13 protein-coding genes are annotated in these 17,363 nt (G+C 70.3%); 6 read left to right on the top strand and 7 right to left on the bottom strand.

The features are described 5' to 3' along the window. Nucleotides 1-15: 15 nt before the first annotated feature. Entirely contained in the window at nucleotides 16-255 is a 240-nt protein-coding gene (locus tag ACZ5CR_RS03130) for a WhiB family transcriptional regulator (protein ID WP_468853053.1), read from the bottom strand. Nucleotides 256-709: 454 nt separating this feature from the next. Next, nucleotides 710-1,504, bottom strand: coding sequence for a VOC family protein (locus ACZ5CR_RS03125; protein WP_468853051.1), 795 nt, complete (start codon nucleotides 1,502-1,504; stop codon nucleotides 710-712). Nucleotides 1,505-1,727: 223 nt separating this feature from the next. Here ACZ5CR_RS03125 and ACZ5CR_RS03120 point away from each other — a divergent pair, with 223 nt between their 5' ends. Continuing rightward, nucleotides 1,728-2,954 carry a glycoside hydrolase family 64 protein gene (locus ACZ5CR_RS03120; RefSeq protein ID WP_468853050.1) on the top strand — a complete coding sequence of 409 codons (1,227 nt, stop codon included), beginning with the start codon at nucleotides 1,728-1,730 and terminating at the stop codon, nucleotides 2,952-2,954. Between the two features lie 110 nt (nucleotides 2,955-3,064). Here ACZ5CR_RS03120 and ACZ5CR_RS03115 read toward each other — a convergent pair whose 3' ends face one another. From ACZ5CR_RS03115 to ACZ5CR_RS03105, 3 genes are all read right to left on the bottom strand, one after another. Next, nucleotides 3,065-3,313, bottom strand: coding sequence for a chaplin (locus tag ACZ5CR_RS03115; RefSeq protein WP_468853047.1), 249 nt, complete (start codon nucleotides 3,311-3,313; stop codon nucleotides 3,065-3,067). A gap of 407 nt (nucleotides 3,314-3,720) precedes the next feature. Continuing rightward, entirely contained in the window at nucleotides 3,721-4,740 is a 1,020-nt protein-coding gene (locus tag ACZ5CR_RS03110; protein ID WP_468853045.1) for a LacI family DNA-binding transcriptional regulator, read from the bottom strand. An 84-nt stretch (nucleotides 4,741-4,824) separates the two neighbouring features. Further along, complete coding sequence (locus ACZ5CR_RS03105; protein WP_468853043.1) at nucleotides 4,825-6,480, bottom strand: GMC family oxidoreductase; 1,656 nt, start codon at nucleotides 6,478-6,480, stop codon at nucleotides 4,825-4,827. A gap of 306 nt (nucleotides 6,481-6,786) precedes the next feature. Between ACZ5CR_RS03105 and ACZ5CR_RS03100 the strand changes: the two genes are divergently transcribed. Continuing rightward, nucleotides 6,787-8,355, top strand: coding sequence for a HEAT repeat domain-containing protein (locus tag ACZ5CR_RS03100; RefSeq protein WP_468853042.1), 1,569 nt, complete (start codon nucleotides 6,787-6,789; stop codon nucleotides 8,353-8,355). A gap of 47 nt (nucleotides 8,356-8,402) precedes the next feature. On the opposite strand, the gene ACZ5CR_RS03095 is transcribed toward ACZ5CR_RS03100, so the two are convergent. Next, entirely contained in the window at nucleotides 8,403-9,509 is a 1,107-nt protein-coding gene (locus ACZ5CR_RS03095; protein ID WP_468853041.1) for a multicopper oxidase domain-containing protein, read from the bottom strand. Nucleotides 9,510-9,913: 404 nt separating this feature from the next. On the opposite strand from ACZ5CR_RS03095, the gene ACZ5CR_RS03090 reads away from it, so the two are divergent. From ACZ5CR_RS03090 to ACZ5CR_RS03080, 3 genes are all read left to right on the top strand, one after another. After that, nucleotides 9,914-12,328: a ThuA domain-containing protein gene (locus ACZ5CR_RS03090; RefSeq protein WP_468853854.1), complete on the top strand. Its 2,415-nt coding sequence runs from the start codon at nucleotides 9,914-9,916 to the stop codon at nucleotides 12,326-12,328. Beyond that, the gene (locus ACZ5CR_RS03085) at nucleotides 12,325-14,529 is read left to right on the top strand and encodes an OmpL47-type beta-barrel domain-containing protein (protein WP_468853039.1); all 2,205 of its coding nucleotides are present in this window, start codon (nucleotides 12,325-12,327) and stop codon (nucleotides 14,527-14,529) included. The genes ACZ5CR_RS03090 and ACZ5CR_RS03085 overlap by 4 nt, the downstream gene beginning before the upstream one ends. Nucleotides 14,530-14,807: 278 nt before the next feature. Next, entirely contained in the window at nucleotides 14,808-15,782 is a 975-nt protein-coding gene (locus ACZ5CR_RS03080; protein ID WP_468853036.1) for a CPBP family glutamic-type intramembrane protease, read from the top strand. 260 nt (nucleotides 15,783-16,042) lie between these two features. Here ACZ5CR_RS03080 and ligD read toward each other — a convergent pair whose 3' ends face one another. Further along, nucleotides 16,043-17,056, bottom strand: coding sequence for a non-homologous end-joining DNA ligase (ligD, locus tag ACZ5CR_RS03075; RefSeq protein WP_468853035.1), 1,014 nt, complete (start codon nucleotides 17,054-17,056; stop codon nucleotides 16,043-16,045). A 132-nt stretch (nucleotides 17,057-17,188) separates the two neighbouring features. Between ligD and ACZ5CR_RS03070 the strand changes: the two genes are divergently transcribed. After that, on the top strand, nucleotides 17,189-17,332 hold the full coding sequence (locus tag ACZ5CR_RS03070) for a hypothetical protein (RefSeq protein WP_468853033.1): 144 nt from the start codon (nucleotides 17,189-17,191) through the stop codon (nucleotides 17,330-17,332). Nucleotides 17,333-17,363 lie beyond the last annotated feature (31 nt).

Genomic DNA, 17,363 nt, shown 5'->3' with positions numbered 1-17,363 from the left:
ATCGCGTACGCCTGGTCAGCCGCGTCTGAGGCTGAGCCGCTCCTTCTCCGAGAGGCCGCCCCAGACGCCGAACCGCTCGTCGTTGGCCAGGGCGTACTCGAGGCACGCGGTGCGCATCTCGCAGAGCTGGCAGATGTACTTCGCCTCGCGCACGGAGCTGCCCGGTTCGGGGAAGAAGAACTCGGATCCCGTCTGGGCGCACAGGGCCTGCTTCTGCCAGTCGAGTTCCGGCTCGGCTGTCGTGTGGATCTGCATGCCGTCGATGCTGGCAGCGGGCGCGAAACAACGGATCAACGAACGATCAACGCGGCGACGTGCGCTGTTTCAGGCACCTCCTTGTTGCCCACGGGGAACCAGGCGAAACGTGCGGGGCCGTTCGTGCGCTGGACGGGGTGACTCCGTCCATCTCCTCCTCTCCCGCCTCCCTGTGGGTCGGGGGGGGGGGGGGGGGGGGGGGGGGGGGGGGGGGGGGGGAGGAGGAGGGGGGGGGGGGGGGGGGGGGGGGGGGGGGGGGGGGGGTGGTGGAGGGGGGGGGGGGGGGGGGGGGGGGGGGGGGGGGGGGGGGGGGGGGGGGGGGGACGACGCCCCCCCCCCCCCCCCCCCCCCCCCCCCCCCCGTCCCCCCCTCCCCCCCCCCCCCCCCCCCCCCCCCCCCCCCCGACCCGGACAGCCGCGGCCTTCAGCCGCCGTCGGCCCTCCGGCTTCTCCTCTCAGCCCGTGCTCGGCGCCTCCGGCTGCATCAGCGCGAACCGCGCCCCGGACGGGTCCGCGAGCTTGGCGAAGCTGCCGACGCCCGCGAGGTCCATGCGGGCCACCCGCACCGTGCCTCCGGACGGCTCGACCTTGGCGAGCACCGCGTCCATGTCGGTCACCTGGAAGTACGGAGTCCAGTACGCCCCTGCCTCGGCTTCGTCCGGGGCGTCGGACAGCGGCCACAGGCCACCGAACATGTCGTTCTCGGTGCCGCCCGCGGGATGCACCATCGTGTACGAACCGCCCTCGAAGGCCTGGGTGGAGGTGCCCCAGCCGAACACGGCGCCGTAGAACTCCTGGGCCGCGTCGATGTCCGGCGTGTAGAGCTCGGTCCAGCACATGCTGTTCGGGGCGTCCACCCGGTCGAGGCCCTTGTTCGTGCCTGGCTGCCACACGGCGAAGCCGACCCCTTGGGCGTCGGTGAAGACCGCCATACGGCCGAGGCCGCCGACGTCCATGGCCTCGTGCACCGTACTGCCGCCGGCCTGCTCGACCGCCTTGGCCGTCGCGTCGGCGTCCGTCGTCTTGAAGTAGATCGTCCAGGCCGGAGGGGCCTGATCGGCGGTGACGGTCATGGCGCCGGCCACGGTCCTCCCGTCCGCCTGATACATGCCGTATCCGCCGAATTCGGCGCCGCCCGAGCGGAACTCCCAGCCGAAGAGCGCGCGGTAGAAGGAACGGGCGCCTTCCAGATCCGGGGTGCCGAGGTCCACCCACGTGGGGGCGCCCGCGACATAACGGGTATTGAGCATGATCGACTCCTTTGTCGCATCTCTCTTCCGTACTTCCGAGTCTGGCACCCGGCACTGACAGTGCGCGCATGCTGCCACCTTGTGAAAGAAACAAGATTCTGAGAGCGCTCTCAGCCACAACTCTTGACGCCCGGATTCACCGACGCAACAGTGGTCGCACCCACGCGGCCAACCACCCCCCACGGCCGCACGACATCCCCCCACACATCCCGGGAGACCTTCCGTGATATCGCGCCGAGTGTTCCTGTCCACTGCCGCCGGTGCCGCCGGAGCCCTCACCTACCCCGTCTGGGGAAGTGCCCTCAGCCCCCGCGCCAAGGCAGCCCCCGCGACCTGTGAACTCGCCCTCCAGAACAAGTCGTTGCCGGGCAAGGTGAATGCCTACGTCACCGGACACGAGGAGGGCACCGACCGCTGGGTCCTGCTCAAGCCGGACGGCGGCGTCTACCGGCCCGACTCGCCGTCGGCCCCGGAGACCCCGCTGCCCGTCGACTGCGCGATTCCGCTGGGCGCGGCCGGATCCGCGCCGAAAATCCTGACGCTTCCTCACATGTACGGCGCCCGGGTCTACTTCGTGCGGGACGACAAGCTGGACTTCTTCCTCAACCCGGGTCCCTCGCTCGTCGAGCCCGCCTTCGCGACCAAGGAGGACGCCAACTACGGGCGCACCTGGTCGTTCTGCGAATTCACCTTCAACAACGACCAGTTGTACTCCAACATCAGCTACGTCGACCTCGTCACGGCCCTGCCCATCGGCCTGACCTTGGAGGGGGACGAGAAGCACACGGTGGCCCCGATGCCGGACGGGGCCGTCGACAAGATCGCCTCCGACCTCGCCGCCCAGCAGGAGAAGGACGGGCAGCCCTGGGGCGACCTGGTGATCCGTGGCGAGGGCGGTGACGTACTGCGGGTCATCTCTCCGCAGAACCTCATGGCCCCGTACTTCGACCGCCCCGACGAGATGCCGTTCCGGGACGTGTGGAGCAGTTACATCGACGAGGCGTGGGAGAAGTACCGCAGCACCGACCTGAAGATCGACCTCCAGGGCGGCCGCGGCGTGTTCACCGGGCGGGTGAGTGGCGACACGCTGACGTTCAACGGTGGGCACACGTTCTCGAAGCCGACGTCGAAGGACATCTTCACCTGCAACCACGGGCCCTTCACCAACGACCCCGGGGACAACGACGACAAGAAGGGCCTGCTCTCGCGGCTCGCGGCGGGGTTCAACCGCAGCATCATGCTGACGCACGCGGAGCAGCCGAACGGGGCCGGTTCCGGGGACTACTACAAGGGCGACGTGACCAACCACTGGTCCCGGGTGGTGCACGCGAACTCGCCCATCGGATACGCGTTCCCGTACGACGATGTCCGTCCTGACGGGGAGCCCGATGTGTCCGGCGCGGCGCACGACGGCAACCCGCGGCGGTTCACGGTGAGCGTAGGGGCGTAGCGGCGCAGGGGCGCAGGGGCGCAGCCCGGAACTCCCACCCCCACAGCACACTCACGCCGCCCCGTCGCGCGCTGGTCGCGACGGGGCGGCGGTGTGCCGTGCGGCAGGACCTACTTGCAGCTGTTGCCCGTGGCCGGGTTGAGCAGGCCGATGACGTTCACGGAGTCGCCGCACACGTTGACGGGGATGTCGACGGGAACCTGCAGGACGTTGCCGCTGAGGACGCCGGGTGAGTTCTGCGCCGTGCCCTCGGCGTAGGCGCCGGGGCCGGGGTCGGCGGCGGCTACGGCAGAACCGGCCCCGCCGATGACGGTGACCGCGGCGAAGGCCGCTGCTGCCAGGATCGCGCGCTTGCGCATGGTGTTACCTCCGGATGAGGGAAAGTACTGATCCGAGCCTCACCCGGTCATCGCCCGACAAAAACGCAGGTGGACCGTGCGGGGGAACGAGGGCACCCGTTCGTATGACTGCGGGCGGTTCCGGGCCTCGGCTCGGGGCGCCGGGGAAGAGGGCGGACCGGGGCGGGCCCCGGACGCCTGTGGCACGGCGAGAGTCCCTGCCCCGCGTCCGGACAGTCACGGGACGGCGCAAGGCCCCGCCCCGACCCGTCGACCAAAGTCATAGGGGCCCGGAGTCGTCCGGGCGCGGCGGGTCGGTCCGGGTACGACGTGCCGGTCCGGGTAGGACGAGCCGGTCCGGGTAGGACGAGCCGGTCCGGGTACGGCGTGCCGGTCCGGGTACGGCGGGCGTGGAGGAAGCCGGGCCCCTACGCCGACCCCCTCCGCACCAGCTTCGTCGGCAGGACCACGCTCTCCGTCGGCAGCTCGCCCCGTGCGAGCAGCATGCGTGCCATCAGCCGACCCATCTCCTCGATGTCCTGGCGCACCGTCGTCAGCGGCGGTTCCACCTGTTCGGCCACCACCAGCATGTCGTCGAAGCCCACCATCGCGACGTCCTGAGGCACCCGCATCCCCCGCTCGCGGAGCACCCGGAGCGCCCCGGACGCCGTCAGGTCATTGGCGGCGAAGACCGCGTCGAGGTCAGGGACGCGGTCGAGGAGGTCGCGCATCGCGCGCTCGCCGCCCGCCGGGGTGAAGTCGCCCTGCGCGACGAACCTCTCCCCCGCGTCCGGCAGGACGTCACGGAAGCCGTCCAGGCGGTCCACCGCCGACGTCTGGTCGAGCGCACCGGTGATGTGCGCGATGCGGGTGCGGCCGAGGGAGACCAGGTGGCGCACCGCGTCCCGGGCCCCGCCCCGGTTGTCGCAGTCGACGTACGGAGACGTCACCGTCCCGTCCTGCCATCCCGGACGGCCGCCGAACACCGTCGGCACCCCCGCGCCCTGGATGATGCCGGGCAGCGGATCGTCCAGGTGCAGGGAGAAGACGAGGGCCCCGTCCACATGGCCACCCGCGAGATAGCGGCCGACCCGCTCGTGATCGTCCCGCCCCTCCGTCAGGAGCAGCACCAGCTGCACGTCACGCGAGGTCAGCTCCTTGCTGATGCCGCGCAGTTGCAGCGCGAAGAAGGGGTCGGCGAACACCCGCGTCTCCGGCTCGGCGATCACCACGGCGACCGCGTCGTGGCGGCGGGTCACCAGACTGCGGGCGGCGCGGTTCGGCACGTAACCGAGTTCGTCGACCGCGGTCCTGACCTTCTCGGCGAGCACCTCGCGTACGCCGGCGTCGCCGTTGACGACGCGGGACACCGTGGCCCGGGAGACTCCGGCCCGTGCGGCCACGGCCTCCAGGGTGGGGCGCGGGGCGGCGCTCGGCGGCTCGGTCACGTGGGGCTCCTCGGGGGCGGCTCGCTGGTGTGCGCCGGTCAGGATACGACCGCGGGCGAGGCGGGGAGATACCCCCCACCCGCGTCACCTCCGCGCGTCCTCCCTGATCAGCTCGGCCGCCTTCTCCGCGAGCGCCACCGTGGGAGCGTGGGTGTGGCCGCGCGTGATCCGCGGCATGACCGAGGCGTCCACGACCCGCAGCGCCGTCACTCCCCGCACCCGCAGCGCCGGATCGGTGACCGACTCCTCGTCGCTGCCCATCCGGCAGGTGCCGACCGGGTGGTAGAGCGTCTCGGACGCCCTGCGGATCGCCCGGGCCAGGGTCACGTCGTCGACCGTGCCCGGATGCGGCGCCATCGGTCCCGATGTGTACGGGGCGAGGGCGTGGCCCGCGAGGAGCTCCTCCGCGCGGCGCACCCCGGCGACGAGCGTGCGGATGTCGGCCTCCGCCGTCAGATAGCCGGGGTCTATGAAGGGCGCGGAGCCGACGCCCGGACCCTTCGGGGTGATCCGTCCCTCGCTCTCCGGCTGGAGAAGCACCACGCCGATGGTGATGCCGTGTTCGGTCGGCGGGGTCAGGCCGTGGTTGATGAAGGGAACGGGGGCGTAGATCAACTCGATGTCGGGAGCCGTCAGTTCGGGCCGCGTCTTGATGAAGGCGACGGCTTCGCCGATGTTCGACGTGAGCGGGCCACGGCCGCCGAGCAGGAAGCGGCCGACGTTGGCGAGGGAGTCCGCGCCGGTCAGTGTGATGGGCTGCGGGCAGCCCATGGTGACCACGTAGGAGAGGTGGTCCTGGAGGTGGCGGCCCACGCCCGGGGACGCGACGCGCGTCTCGATGCCCACCCTCGACAGGTCGTCCGGGTCGCCGACGCCGGAGGCCTGGAGGAGCTGCGGGGATCCGATGGCGCCCGCGCTGAGGATGACCTCGCGGCGGGCGATCAGCTTCCCCGGAACGCCGTCGGCGATGACACCCGCCACGCGCGTCCCGTCGAACTCCAGCCTGCGGACCCGCGCTTCGGTGAGGACGTGCAGGTTGCGGCGGCGCCTCGCCGGTTTCAGATAGCCGTCGGCGGCGCTCCAGCGGCGACCGCGGCGCTGGTTGAGCGGGGTGAGCGCGAAGCCACTGTGGTCGGGCTCGTTCAGTTCGGCCAGCTCGCGCAGTCCCGCCTCGCGGCAGGCGTCAAGGAAGGCGGTCGTGGTCGGGTTGAGGGCGCGGGGCGGGGAGATCCAGAGCGGCCCGTCGGTTCCGTAGCCGCGGTCGGCGCCTGCCCCGACCGCCTCGCCCGCCGCGCCCGCCTTGCCTGCCCCGCCCCCTTTGCCCGCCGCACCCGACGCCCCGCCCGACCACCGCTCCGCACGCCGGAAGTAGGGTTCGAACGCCTCGTAGGACCACTCGGGCCCCGCGGCCTCGCCCCACGCGTCGTAGTCCTCGCGGTGGCCGCGCACCCACATCATGGCGTTCATCGAGGACGAGCCGCCCAGGACGTGGCCGCGCGGCCAGTACAGTTCGCGGCCGTCGAGCGCGGGCTGCTTCGCGGTCGAGTAGTTCCAGTCGTAGGGCGTCTTGAACAGCTTCGGGAAGGCCGCCGGGATGCGGATCTCGGGCTTCCGGTCACGTGGCCCCGACTCGACGAGCACCACCCGCACCGCCGGGTCCTCGGAGAGCCGGGCGGCGAGGACACATCCCGCGGAACCGGCACCGACGATGACGTAGTCGTACACGCTGTCCTTGCTCAACTCGACTCCCTTGATGGGTAGTTCGCGGAGACTGCTCACAGGGGACGTACGGGCGGGCGCGTGCGTGAGGCGTACAAGGAGTACACCCAACGTGGTCCTCTGGGTAAAGGGATGGAGCGCGTATCGGCGGCTCCTACACGATCTCCACATAACGACCAGAAACGCCGACCGCCCAGCGCGGCCCGCCTGCACCGAGCGCGGGACCGCCTATACCGAGCGCGGCGCTGTCAACGCCATCGGACGGGCCTGCGCGCCGGTGGCCAGACCCACATCGAGCCCTCGGTACAGGGCACTTAGGCTGTCCGGATGTTCACGAAGCGAAGAGCGCGCAAGCAGGCTGAGCTGCACGAGGAGCTGGCGGCCGCGCTGCGGGATCCGGACGCGGAGGTCCGCCGGAAGGCGGCGGTCGCCGCCGCCGAGACCGGCGAGCTTCAGTGGGCGCTGCGCGAACTGACGCGGGCGGTGGAGCGCGAGCCCTGGGCGGAGGACTTCGACGAGACCGTGGTGGACGGCTTCGTCACCGTGCTGCGCCGCGAACAGGGGGTCCGCGAGCGTACGGAACGGATCTTCGCGCAGCATCTGGACGACCCCGAGGGCTTCGTGCGGGCCTGGACCGAGCTGACGGAGGAACTGGGCGGCGGCCCGGCCGTGCGGGACGTCGACGGCGAACTGCGCGACGACATGCGAGCCCGCCTCACCTACCTGCGCGGCCGGGGCCTGACGGCCGACGGGCTCTCCTGCTTCGGGCAACCGGGCACCCTCGCGCACGAGCTGGCCTTCGATGTCGCGGTCCTTCTGGTCTCCTTCGTACTGCGCCGGAACGCACCGGTACCGCGGGAGGAGGCGGACCAGGTCCGCGCCGAGACGCGCGCGGCCCTCAAGGAGGCCCTGCCCCACGCACCCGGGAGCGACGAACGGGCCGCGCGCCTGGGCCTGTTGACCCGGACACCGGCGGTACGGTCCTGGACCGACCGCGCACGTGCGGGCCTGTGTGCCGACGAGGCGCTGGCCCTGTGCGCGAGCGGGGAACAGGACTCGGTGACGCTGGGCACGGAGGCCCTCGCGGGGCTCCTCCACCGCGAGGTGGTCCGGCGTGACCAGGTGCGCGAGACGCTCGACAGCCTCGTGGCACAGACAGCACGGGCAGGACGGGCAGCGCAGGCAAGACAGGCAGCACAGGCAGCGCAGGCCGCACGGACAGCTGGACAGGAGGCGCCCGAGGCGCGAGACGCCCCGAGTCCCTTCCTGCTCAGCCAGATCCTGGCCTGCTACAGCCACCTGCACGTCCCGATGCCCCTGGACAATCCGCCCCTCGGCCTCTTCCTGGACGGGCTGCGCCACCCCGACCCCGTCGTACGCGCCTCCGCGGCCGACAGCCTCGACCCGATCGCGACGGGCTCCCCGGTGGAGGGCCGTGCCGTCGAGGGGCTCGTCGGGCTCCTGGAGCACGATCCGGAGATCGACGTGCGCCGCCATGCCGCCACCGCACTGATGTGGCTCGAGTACGGCGAGCGAGAGCACGCCGACATCGCCGCCGACGCCCTCGCTCGCCAGGCGGAATCACCCGACCCGGAGATCCGCGCGCACAGCGTCGCCGATGCCCTGCGGCGGGGCGCCCCCGACGCGTACGAGCGGCTGCTGGCCGGACTCGAATCCCCGGACGCGCACTGGCAGTTGCTGTCCGGTCTGATGAGCGCGCCCGGCGGCTCCGGATTCGTCCTGCCGTCGCGCTCCGTGCGCAAGGCGCTCATCAAGCGTCTCGAAGCCCTGCGCGCCACGGGCTGGGCCGAGCGGGGCGCGACCATGGGCTCCCCGGACGCGAACGACCGGTCGGAGCTGCTCACCGACCTCCTGGAGACCTTGAACGACCTCTAGGGCCCTTCTGACAGATCGCCGCGGCGTCGCGACGCCCGGCACGCACCCTAGCCGTGAGGGTGATCGTGGCCGGAAGCCCCGGCCGCTCCGGCGTCTGCGGACTTCTTCGCGGCCCCGGAGGACTCCTCCGCCGCAGAGGACCCCTTATCCGCGGAGGCCCCCTTCTCCGCCCCGGAAGACTTCTTCGCCGCCCCGGAAGCATGGTGCGGCTCATAGTCCGGAATCGTCCCGTCCGCCTTCTTCACCAGGAAGAGCCCCACCATCCCCATGTCGGAGTGGCTCTGCACATGGCAGTGGTACATCCAGGCGCCCGCACCCACCCCCTCCCCCGCGATGACCTGGAAGCCGAAGGAGTCCCCCGGCCCGGTGATCTTGTCGTCGAGGATCTGGCTCGGGTCGTCGGGGCCGGTGAGCAGGCCCGTGCGGTTGTCCGCCCAGCGGTGACCGTGGATGTGGAACGTGTGGTAGTACTCGCCGTGCGTGATCGAGACGAACTCGACCCGATCGCCCACCGTGGCCTCGAAGTTGGGGCTGTCGTGACCGGCCTTGTTGTTGATCGTCATGTCGTTGAAGACGATGGTGAAGGTCTTGTCCGGCAGCAGGTCGCCCTTGCGGCGCACGATCAGCGGACCGTAGAGCCCCTTGCGCACGCCGCCCGTCCCGTGGTCCGTGCCGACGACGTGGTCATGGTAGTGCCAGTAACCCGCCGTGCCCGGCCGCCAGGTGCCGTCCTTGCGACGGCCCGGCGCGTGCGTGCGCCAGGTGTACGTACGCTTGCCGCCCGGCTCGACATCGCTCTTGGTGTGCTTGGTGCCGTCGTTGGAGATGTCGTAGTCCATGCCGTGGACGTGCAGGCTGGCGTTCACATCCATCGTGTTCTCGAACTCGATGTGCAGGGTGTCGCCCTCGTTCAGCTCGATGAGCGGGCCGGGGATGGACGCCTTGCCCTTCTCCAGGCCGTAGCCCATCTGTCCGTCCGGCAGCTTCTCCGCGTACATCTTGATGCGGCGCACCTCGCCGCCCGCGGGTGCGGTCCTCGGTGCGCTCTCGGCCGTGCTCGCCTCGGGCGCCGAGGCGAGCGACAACGATGTCACCCCGGCCGTCGCGGCCACCCCGCCCACGAGCATCCGTCGGTTGAAGCTCCGTCGGTCCATGCCGAACTCCCCACTGCGGTACGGAGGCTGACGGGGTACAGGAGGCCCCCGGGACGGCCACACGGTATCGGTGGGACCCTCGTTTATCCACACGCAGGACAAAGTTCGCGGAACTCCGGTGTTACCTATTGGCGCCTGGCCAAAAGAGGTCTAGCTTCATCCGCGCCTGTTGCTGTGACCGACGAGGGGTGGGTGTACTCATGCGGCTCACACCGCATCAAGAGCCCTTGGCTGTACGAGGGTTGAGCAGAGCCAGACGCAGATCGAACCGCCAGAACCAGGGCAGGAACCCGATTCAGAGCCCGATTCAGGGCCAGAATCAGGGCCAGGGTCAGAGCCTGAGCAAGCACCGGAACCGGGTCGGCTCCCGCCGCGCCTGGGCCGCCGCCCTGCTCTCCGGAGCCATGGTCACCGGCGTGCTCTCCACGCAGGCCGCCACCGCGCGGCCCTATCCCGAACCGCCGTTGACAACGATGTCCCTGCCGTCGCCGCCCGGCCAGGCGAACGTGCGCGTACTCGTCTTCCACGGATCGGCGGCGGGCGGCGACGAGTCACCGGTCGTGAACGCCGGCATCGAGGCCATCGAGAAGATCGGCCAGTCGGGAGCCGCCGCCGAGCGGTTCAAGATCGTGGCGACCGACGACCCGGCGGTCTTCACGGACGAGGCCAAACTCGGCAAGTTCAACGCCGTCGCCTTCCTGACCGGTGGCGGTGACGTCCTTGACCCCGAGCAGGAGGCGGGCCTTGAGGCCTACATGGAGGCGGGCGGCGGCTTCCTCGGCATCCATGACGCGGCCCGCGCCGAGCCGTACTCGACCTGGTTCACCGGCCTGATCGGCGCTCGCCCCGCCGACTCGAGCCCGACGAACGTACAGCGTGCCACCGTCGAGGTGGGCGACCGGGAGCACCCGGCCACCAAGGATCTGCCCCTCCAGTGGAAGCGCCCCGACCAGTGGCTGAACTGGACCAAGAACCCGACCGGCGAGGTCCACACGGTGGCCCGCGTGCGCGAGTCGACCTACCAGCCGGGCGCGAGCAAGAACGGCGCCGACCACCCGGTCTCCTGGTGCCGTGACTACGACGGCGGACGCTCCTTCTACACCGGCATGGGCGGCACGGCGGCCTCGTACGACGAGAGCGACTTCCGCCAGCACCTGCGCGGCGCCCTGAACTGGACGACCCGCATCTCGCGCGCCGACTGCAAGTCGACCATCACCGCCAACTACAAGGCCCAGCGCCTGACCCAGGCCAACCAGCCGGGCCAGAACGACCAGATCGGCGAGCCGCACGGCCTGGTCACGGCGCCCGACGGCAAGGTCGTCTACATCGGCCGGGGCGGCGCCGACTCCTCGCAGCCGGTCATCACCGACTGGAACAACCCGGACATCGGCAAGGGCAAGGGCGAGATCCACGTCTACGACCCCAAGACCAAGAAGTCGACGCTCGCCGGGGCACTCACCGTCTTCGGCAACAAGGGCGGCGGCGATGAGCTGATCAAGGTCGAGGAGGGTCTGCTCGGTATCGAGCTCGACCCGAAGTTCGAGCAGAACGGCTGGGTGTACCTGCACTACACACCCCACTCGAAGATCAACCGCGAGACGCACATGGCCGAGCGCTACGTCTCCCGCTTCACGCTGGACCGGACGACCGACAAGCTGGACATGGCCAGCGAGAAGGTCCTGCTCAAGTGGCCGGTGCAGATCCACAGTTGCTGCCACGCGGGCGGCGGGATGGCCTGGGACTCCAAGGGCAATCTCTACATCGCGACCGGTGACAACAACTCCTCGCAGTTCAGCGACGGTTACTCGGGCAACAACCCGCAGCCCAACTTCAAGGGCGTCTCCTTCGCCGACGCGCGCCGCACCGCGGGCAACACGAACAACCTCAACGGCAAGATCCTGCGCATCCACCCGGAGGCCGACGGGACGTACACGCTCCCCTCGGGCAACCTCTTCACCGGCAAGGAGCCGGACGAGGGCGGCGGCAAGACGCGCGGCGAGATCTACGTGATGGGCGTCAGGAACCCGGCGCGCATCTCCGTCGACAAGAAGACCGACACCCTCTACGCGGGCTGGGTCGGCCCCGACGCCGGTGCGCCGTCGACGACGTGGGGCCCGGCGAAGTACGACACGTTCGCCGCGATCACCCACGCCTCCAACCGCGGCTGGCCGTACTGCATGGGCAACAACCAGCCCTACCGCGACCGCAATCTGCCGGACCCGACGAAGCCGCTCGGCTGGTACGACTGCAAGAACCTCAAGAACGAGTCGCCCAACAACGACGGCCTGGTGAACATCCCGCCGGCCGAGCCGAACAACATCTGGTACTCGCCGCAGGGCGGCGGCGTCGACTACCCGCGCGACGCGAAGGGCGTCCCGAGCTACAAGACGGAGGAGCAGAAGATTCTCCTGCCGTGGCTCAAGGGTGGCGGCCAGGCCACGATGAACGGCCCGGTCTACCGCTACGACGCGGCGAGCACGAGCGCCGACAAGTGGCCTTCGTACTGGGACGGCAAGTGGTTCGTCGGTGACTTCTACGACGCCGACCAGCCCCGGCACGCGGTGCTCACCGACCCGAAGACGGTCGGCAGCGGCGGCCTGCCCACGCACGCCGAATCCCTGAAGAAGATCATCCCGATCGGCAACGACGGCATCAAGAACCTCATGGACTGGAAGTTCGCCCCCGACGGATCGTTGTACGTCCTCGACTACGGCCGCGGGTTCTTCACCTCGGACTCCAAGTCGGCGCTGTGGCGCGTCACTTATTCGGGCGGCGAGGCCACACCGGCCGCCAAGGACCTGGCAAGGAAGGCCGGATGATGCCCGCGCTGAGACAGCGAAGACTCTGGACGGCGCTAGTCGCGTCGCTCCTGATGGTGCTCGGCCTGACGTCGACGGCGGCGAGCCAGCCCGACAACCCCGGCGCCGCGGCCGCCCAGACCCTGACCTGGACCGCGAACAACGCAATCGACAAGTACGCGTCGGCGCCCGCCACGGCGGTCGCGGGCGCGACGACGATCGTCTTCGAGAACAGCGAGGCGACCGGCAACGACACCGGCATGCCGCACACGCTGACGTTCGACGTCTCGGATCCCGAGTACAACAACGACGTGCCGCTGAACGTCCTGGCCAACCCGAACGACGACCAGGGCGGCAAGCACACGGCGGAGGTCACCCTCACGCCCGGCCGTTACCGCTACCACTGCACGATCCCGGGCCACGGCTCGATGCAGGGCATCCTCGTGGTGACCGAGGGCGGCGGCGAGGACACCACCGCTCCCGAGACGGCGGCCAAGGTCGAGGGCCAGACCGACGCCGACGGCGCGTACGTAGGTTCCGCCACCGTCTCGGTGACGGCGACGGACGCGGGTTCGGGCGTCGACAAGACCGAGTTCGCGGTCGGCGCGGACGGAGCCTGGCAGCCGTACACGGCGCCCGTGGTCGTCGACCAGGTCGGCACCCACAAGATCCGCTATCGCGCGAGCGACAAGGCGGGCAACGTGGCGGCGGAGAAGGCCGTCGACTTCACGGTGGTCGCGCCGGACACCGACGACAAGACGCCCCCGGAGACCTCGGCCACGGTGACCGGCGAGAAGAACGACAAGGGCGAGTACGCCGGGATGGCGACCGTCACCGTGACGGCGTCCGACACCGGCTCCGGTGTCAACAAGATCGAGTACGCGATCGGTGACGGCGGTGCGTGGACGGCGTACACCGCGCCGGTCATGGTCCACGCGGCGGGCCCGTACAAGATCCGCTACCGCGCGTCCGACAAGGCGGGGAACCAGGCGGCGGAGAAGGCCGTCGAGTTCACCGTGGTCACGCCGCCGGTCCAGGACAAGACGCCGCCGGAGACCGCCGCGAAGGTCGACGGCACCAAGAACTCGGACGGCGCGTACGTCGGCAAGGCGAAGGTGAGCGTCACCGCGACCGACGCCGACTCCGGTGTCGACAAGGTCGAGTACTCGCTCGACGGCGGTCCGTATCTCGCGTACACCGCTCCGGTCGTCGTCGACCGCGTGGGCCGCCACACGGTGGCCTACCGGGCGAGCGACAAGGCGGGCAACACGTCGACGGCCAAGGACGTCTCGTTCACGGTCAAGGAGGGCGGCGGTGTCCCTGCTCCCAACTGCGCTGAGTTCGACGAGCGGTTGACGGTCATCGTCGGCACGGTCGACACGGGCATCCCGAACCGGGTCACCAACACCCGCTGCCGCATCAACGAGCTGATCGAGGACGAGAAGGAGTGGACCTCGCACGCGCTCTTCCTCAAGCACGTCAAGAGCGTCACGGACAAGCTCCTGAAGGCCGGTGAGATCGACCAGCGCGAGTACAACAAGATCAATAAGGCCGCCAAGCAGTCCGGCATCGGCAAGCCCGGCCAGACGGACGGTTACCGCAAGATCTTCGACGGCACCCAGGGCTCCCTCGACAAGTGGGAGCAGGTCGGCGGCGGCAAGTTCGGCCTCAACGCCGACGGTTCGATCACCAGCAGCACCACCGTCGAGGGCATGGGCATGCTGTGGTTCCCGGAGCGCAAGTACGGCGACTTCTCGCTGAAGCTCCAGTGGCGGGACGACGCGCCGGGCAACGGCAACGCCAACGGCGGTGTCTTCGTGCGCTTCCCGCAGGTCCACGACCACCCGGAGGAGTCACGTCCGGAGTGGGTCGCCATCAAGTACGGGCACGAGATCCAGGCGCTCGACAAGCCTGACGGCGACATGTACAAGACGGGGTCGATCTACGGCTTCGACCGGGTGGGTCTCGCCGGTGCCGGCGTCACCCCGAAGGGCACGTGGAACGACTACGAGATCAAGGTGGTGGACCAGCACTACTCGATCTACCGCAACGGCGTCCTGATCAACGAGTTCGACAACACCGGCGGCCAGGACTTCACACCGCCGCGCGGCGACGACCCGGGCACGGACGGACGGCGCTACTCGTCCGGCTATGTCGGGGTGCAGGTGCACGGGGTCACGGATGTGATCTCGTACCGGGACATCAGGATCAAGGAGCTGTAGCCCACCACTTCTCCTCGACTGATCGATTCCGCTTCGGCGCCCGTACCCCGCAGGGGGTGCGGGCGCCGTTGTCAGTGGCGTACGGCATCTTGCTGACCAGCGGGCAGCGGGGCCCGCGGCCAGGTCTACGTGAGCCGAAGCGCCGCGGCTCCTGCACAGAAAGGTGTATCGGCATCTCATCCGCCGCTACGACCCCGGTGGTCGCATGGGCGTCGAGGATGGTGAATACCCCATGTGCGAAGGGGTGTTCAGACCAGGTGTTCAGCAAGGAGAGCGCAATGACCGACCCTCGCCGCGACTCGTCCGTTCACTCCCGCACGCCCCCCTCCCTCTCCGGGGCACTGGGTCGGGCCCTGGGCGGCGGTCTCATCATGGCCGTGGCGCTGGGGGCGGGGACCGCGGTGGGTCCGGTGGTCGCCGACGCCGCCGGGATGAGCGGGTTCGCCGCCCGCCTGGTGCCTGCCGCGCTCGTCAGCGCGGTGGCCATGCCGCTCGTCGTGTTCGCGCTGCGTCGGCGGCGCGGCTCGCTCGCGGACATCGGGTTCGGCGGTGCGGGCCCGAGTCTGCGGGCCCTGCTCGTCGGGGTGGGCGTGACGGCGGGGGCCGCGGCGCTGGTGCTCGGTGCGGGGACAGCCGCCGGGATGCTGCACTGGTCACGCCCTGATCTGCCCATGCTCGCCGGATACGTCGTGACGAACGCCGTGACCGCTCTGCTCCTTGAGGCGCTGCCCGAGGAGACGACGCTGCGCGGCCATACGTGGACGTCGCTGCGGAGCCGATTCGGCGGAGTGGCATCGGCGCTCGGGACGACAGCCGTGTTCCTGGTCGTGCCCGGTGTCTCGACGGTGGTGCAGGCAGGCGCGGCGCGCCTTGTCGGTGGCGAGGGCGGGCCCGTCGGCCTCGCGCCCGGAGGGCAGAATCCGGCCGACTACCTGATTCTGCTCACCGTCTTCGGCCTGATGCTCGTCGCGGCCCGCACGGCGGTGCGGCACGCTCCGCTGTGGGTTGGCATAGGCGCGCATCTGACCTTCCTCACCGTCAACCGGGTCGTGTTCGAGGGCGACCGGCGAAGTGCGGGCTGGTCCGTGGAGACGACGCCGGGGGCGGAGCTCCTCGTACCCGTGTATCTGCTGGTCGCCATGGCCGCGTTCGCACTGTGGCGGCGGTGTGCGGCGAACCCGGTCGGCACCGGCCGGAAGGCCACGACCGCGTCGGGCCGCCTCGGCCAGGAGGCCCGACCCCCGGCGCGCTGAGCCTGGCAGCAACCCATCACGGGCCACAGAAGAACTCTCACAGTCATGTCTTTCGCGGCCCTGCCCAACCCGCGCGCCAAGATGGGCCAGGACACCCAAACCCACCGCATCGACCACGGCAGTCCGATCGGTGTCAACGGAGCGGCAGCGGCAGCGGCAAAATGATGAGCGCGGTCGAGGTGGTCATCGGCGACGGGAGCATCCACGCGGCGTACCCGATGTACCCGATCTGAGCTCGCCGTCCGGCGGCGGCCGGGCCTTCACTCCTCGTGCCTGGCCCGGCTCGGCTGTACCCGCTTCGGCTCGCCCGGCATCTTGGGGTACTCGGGCGGATAGGGCATGTCGCCCAGGTCGCGGTCGCGCTCGTCGCGGTCGGCGAGTTCGAGGAGTGCGTCCAGTGAGAAGGCGTGCTTCTCCATGTCCGCGTGCACGTCGCCGACTTGGGCGAACCGCTCCGGCATCGTGCCGATGTCGAAGTCCTCCGGCACCGCGTCGTCGATCTCGTCCCAGCGCAGCGGCGCCGACACGGGGGCGTTCGGCCCGGGGCGTACCGAGTAGGCGGAGGCGATGGTCCGGTCGCGGGCGGTCTGGTTGTAGTCGACGAAGATCCGCTCGCCACGTTCCTCCTTCCACCACGCGGTCGTGACGGCGTCCGGCATGCGGCGCTCCAGTTCGCGGCCGCAGGCGATCACCGCCCGTCGTACGCCGGTGAAGTCCCACCTCGGTTCGATCGGCACGAAGACATGCAGGCCGCGTCCGCCGGACGTCTTGGGCCAGCCCTGGAGCCCGAACTCGACCAGGACGGCGCGGAGTTCGTGTGCGGCGCGCACCGCGTCCGCGTAGTCCGTGCCGGGCTGCGGGTCCAGGTCGATGCGGAGTTCGTCGGGGTGGTCGGGGTCGTCGCGCCGTACCGGCCAGGGGTGGAAGGTCAGCGTGTTGAACTGGGCGGCCCAGACGACGGCGGCCACTTCGGTGGGGCAGATCTCCTCGGCGGTGCGGCCGCTGGGGAAGGCGATGGTGCCGGTGGGAATCCAGTCGGGGAGGTTCTTGGGGGCGCGCTTCTGGTAGAAGAACTCGCCGGTGACCCCGTCGGGGAAGCGCTGGAGCGTCGTGGGGCGGTCCCGCAGGGCGCGTACGATCCCGTCGCCGACCGCGAGGAAGTAGCGGGCGACGTCCAGCTTGGTGAAGCCCCGCTCCGGAAAGACGACCTTGTCCGGGCTGGAGAGCCGCACCGTCCGCCCGCCCGCGTCGAGCTCGACCGCTTTACCACCCATGCCGCCACGCTAGACGCAAGGGACGAGAGACGCATACCGGAAAGAGGGTGACGCATAGGGAGGAGAGTGATGCATGTGGACAGAATCGGGGCGTGGATCTGCTCTGCCGGACCCAGACGATACCCAGGGCGGATGGCCAGGGCGGATGGCCAGGGCGGATGCCCAGGTCAGATGCGCGGTCTGTACGAGGTCCTGGGGTATGAGCGGTCGGGCGAGGTGCTGTCGTTCGCCGACCCGCCGCCGTATGACGCGATGTCGCTGAGTCCGAAGCCCTGAACACGGACGGCGGCCCCCGCCCGGATCGGGC

The sequence above is a fragment of the Streptomyces sp. NPDC031274 genome (genome assembly GCF_055570235.1).
This window is presented reverse-complemented; position numbering and strand designations above follow the sequence as displayed.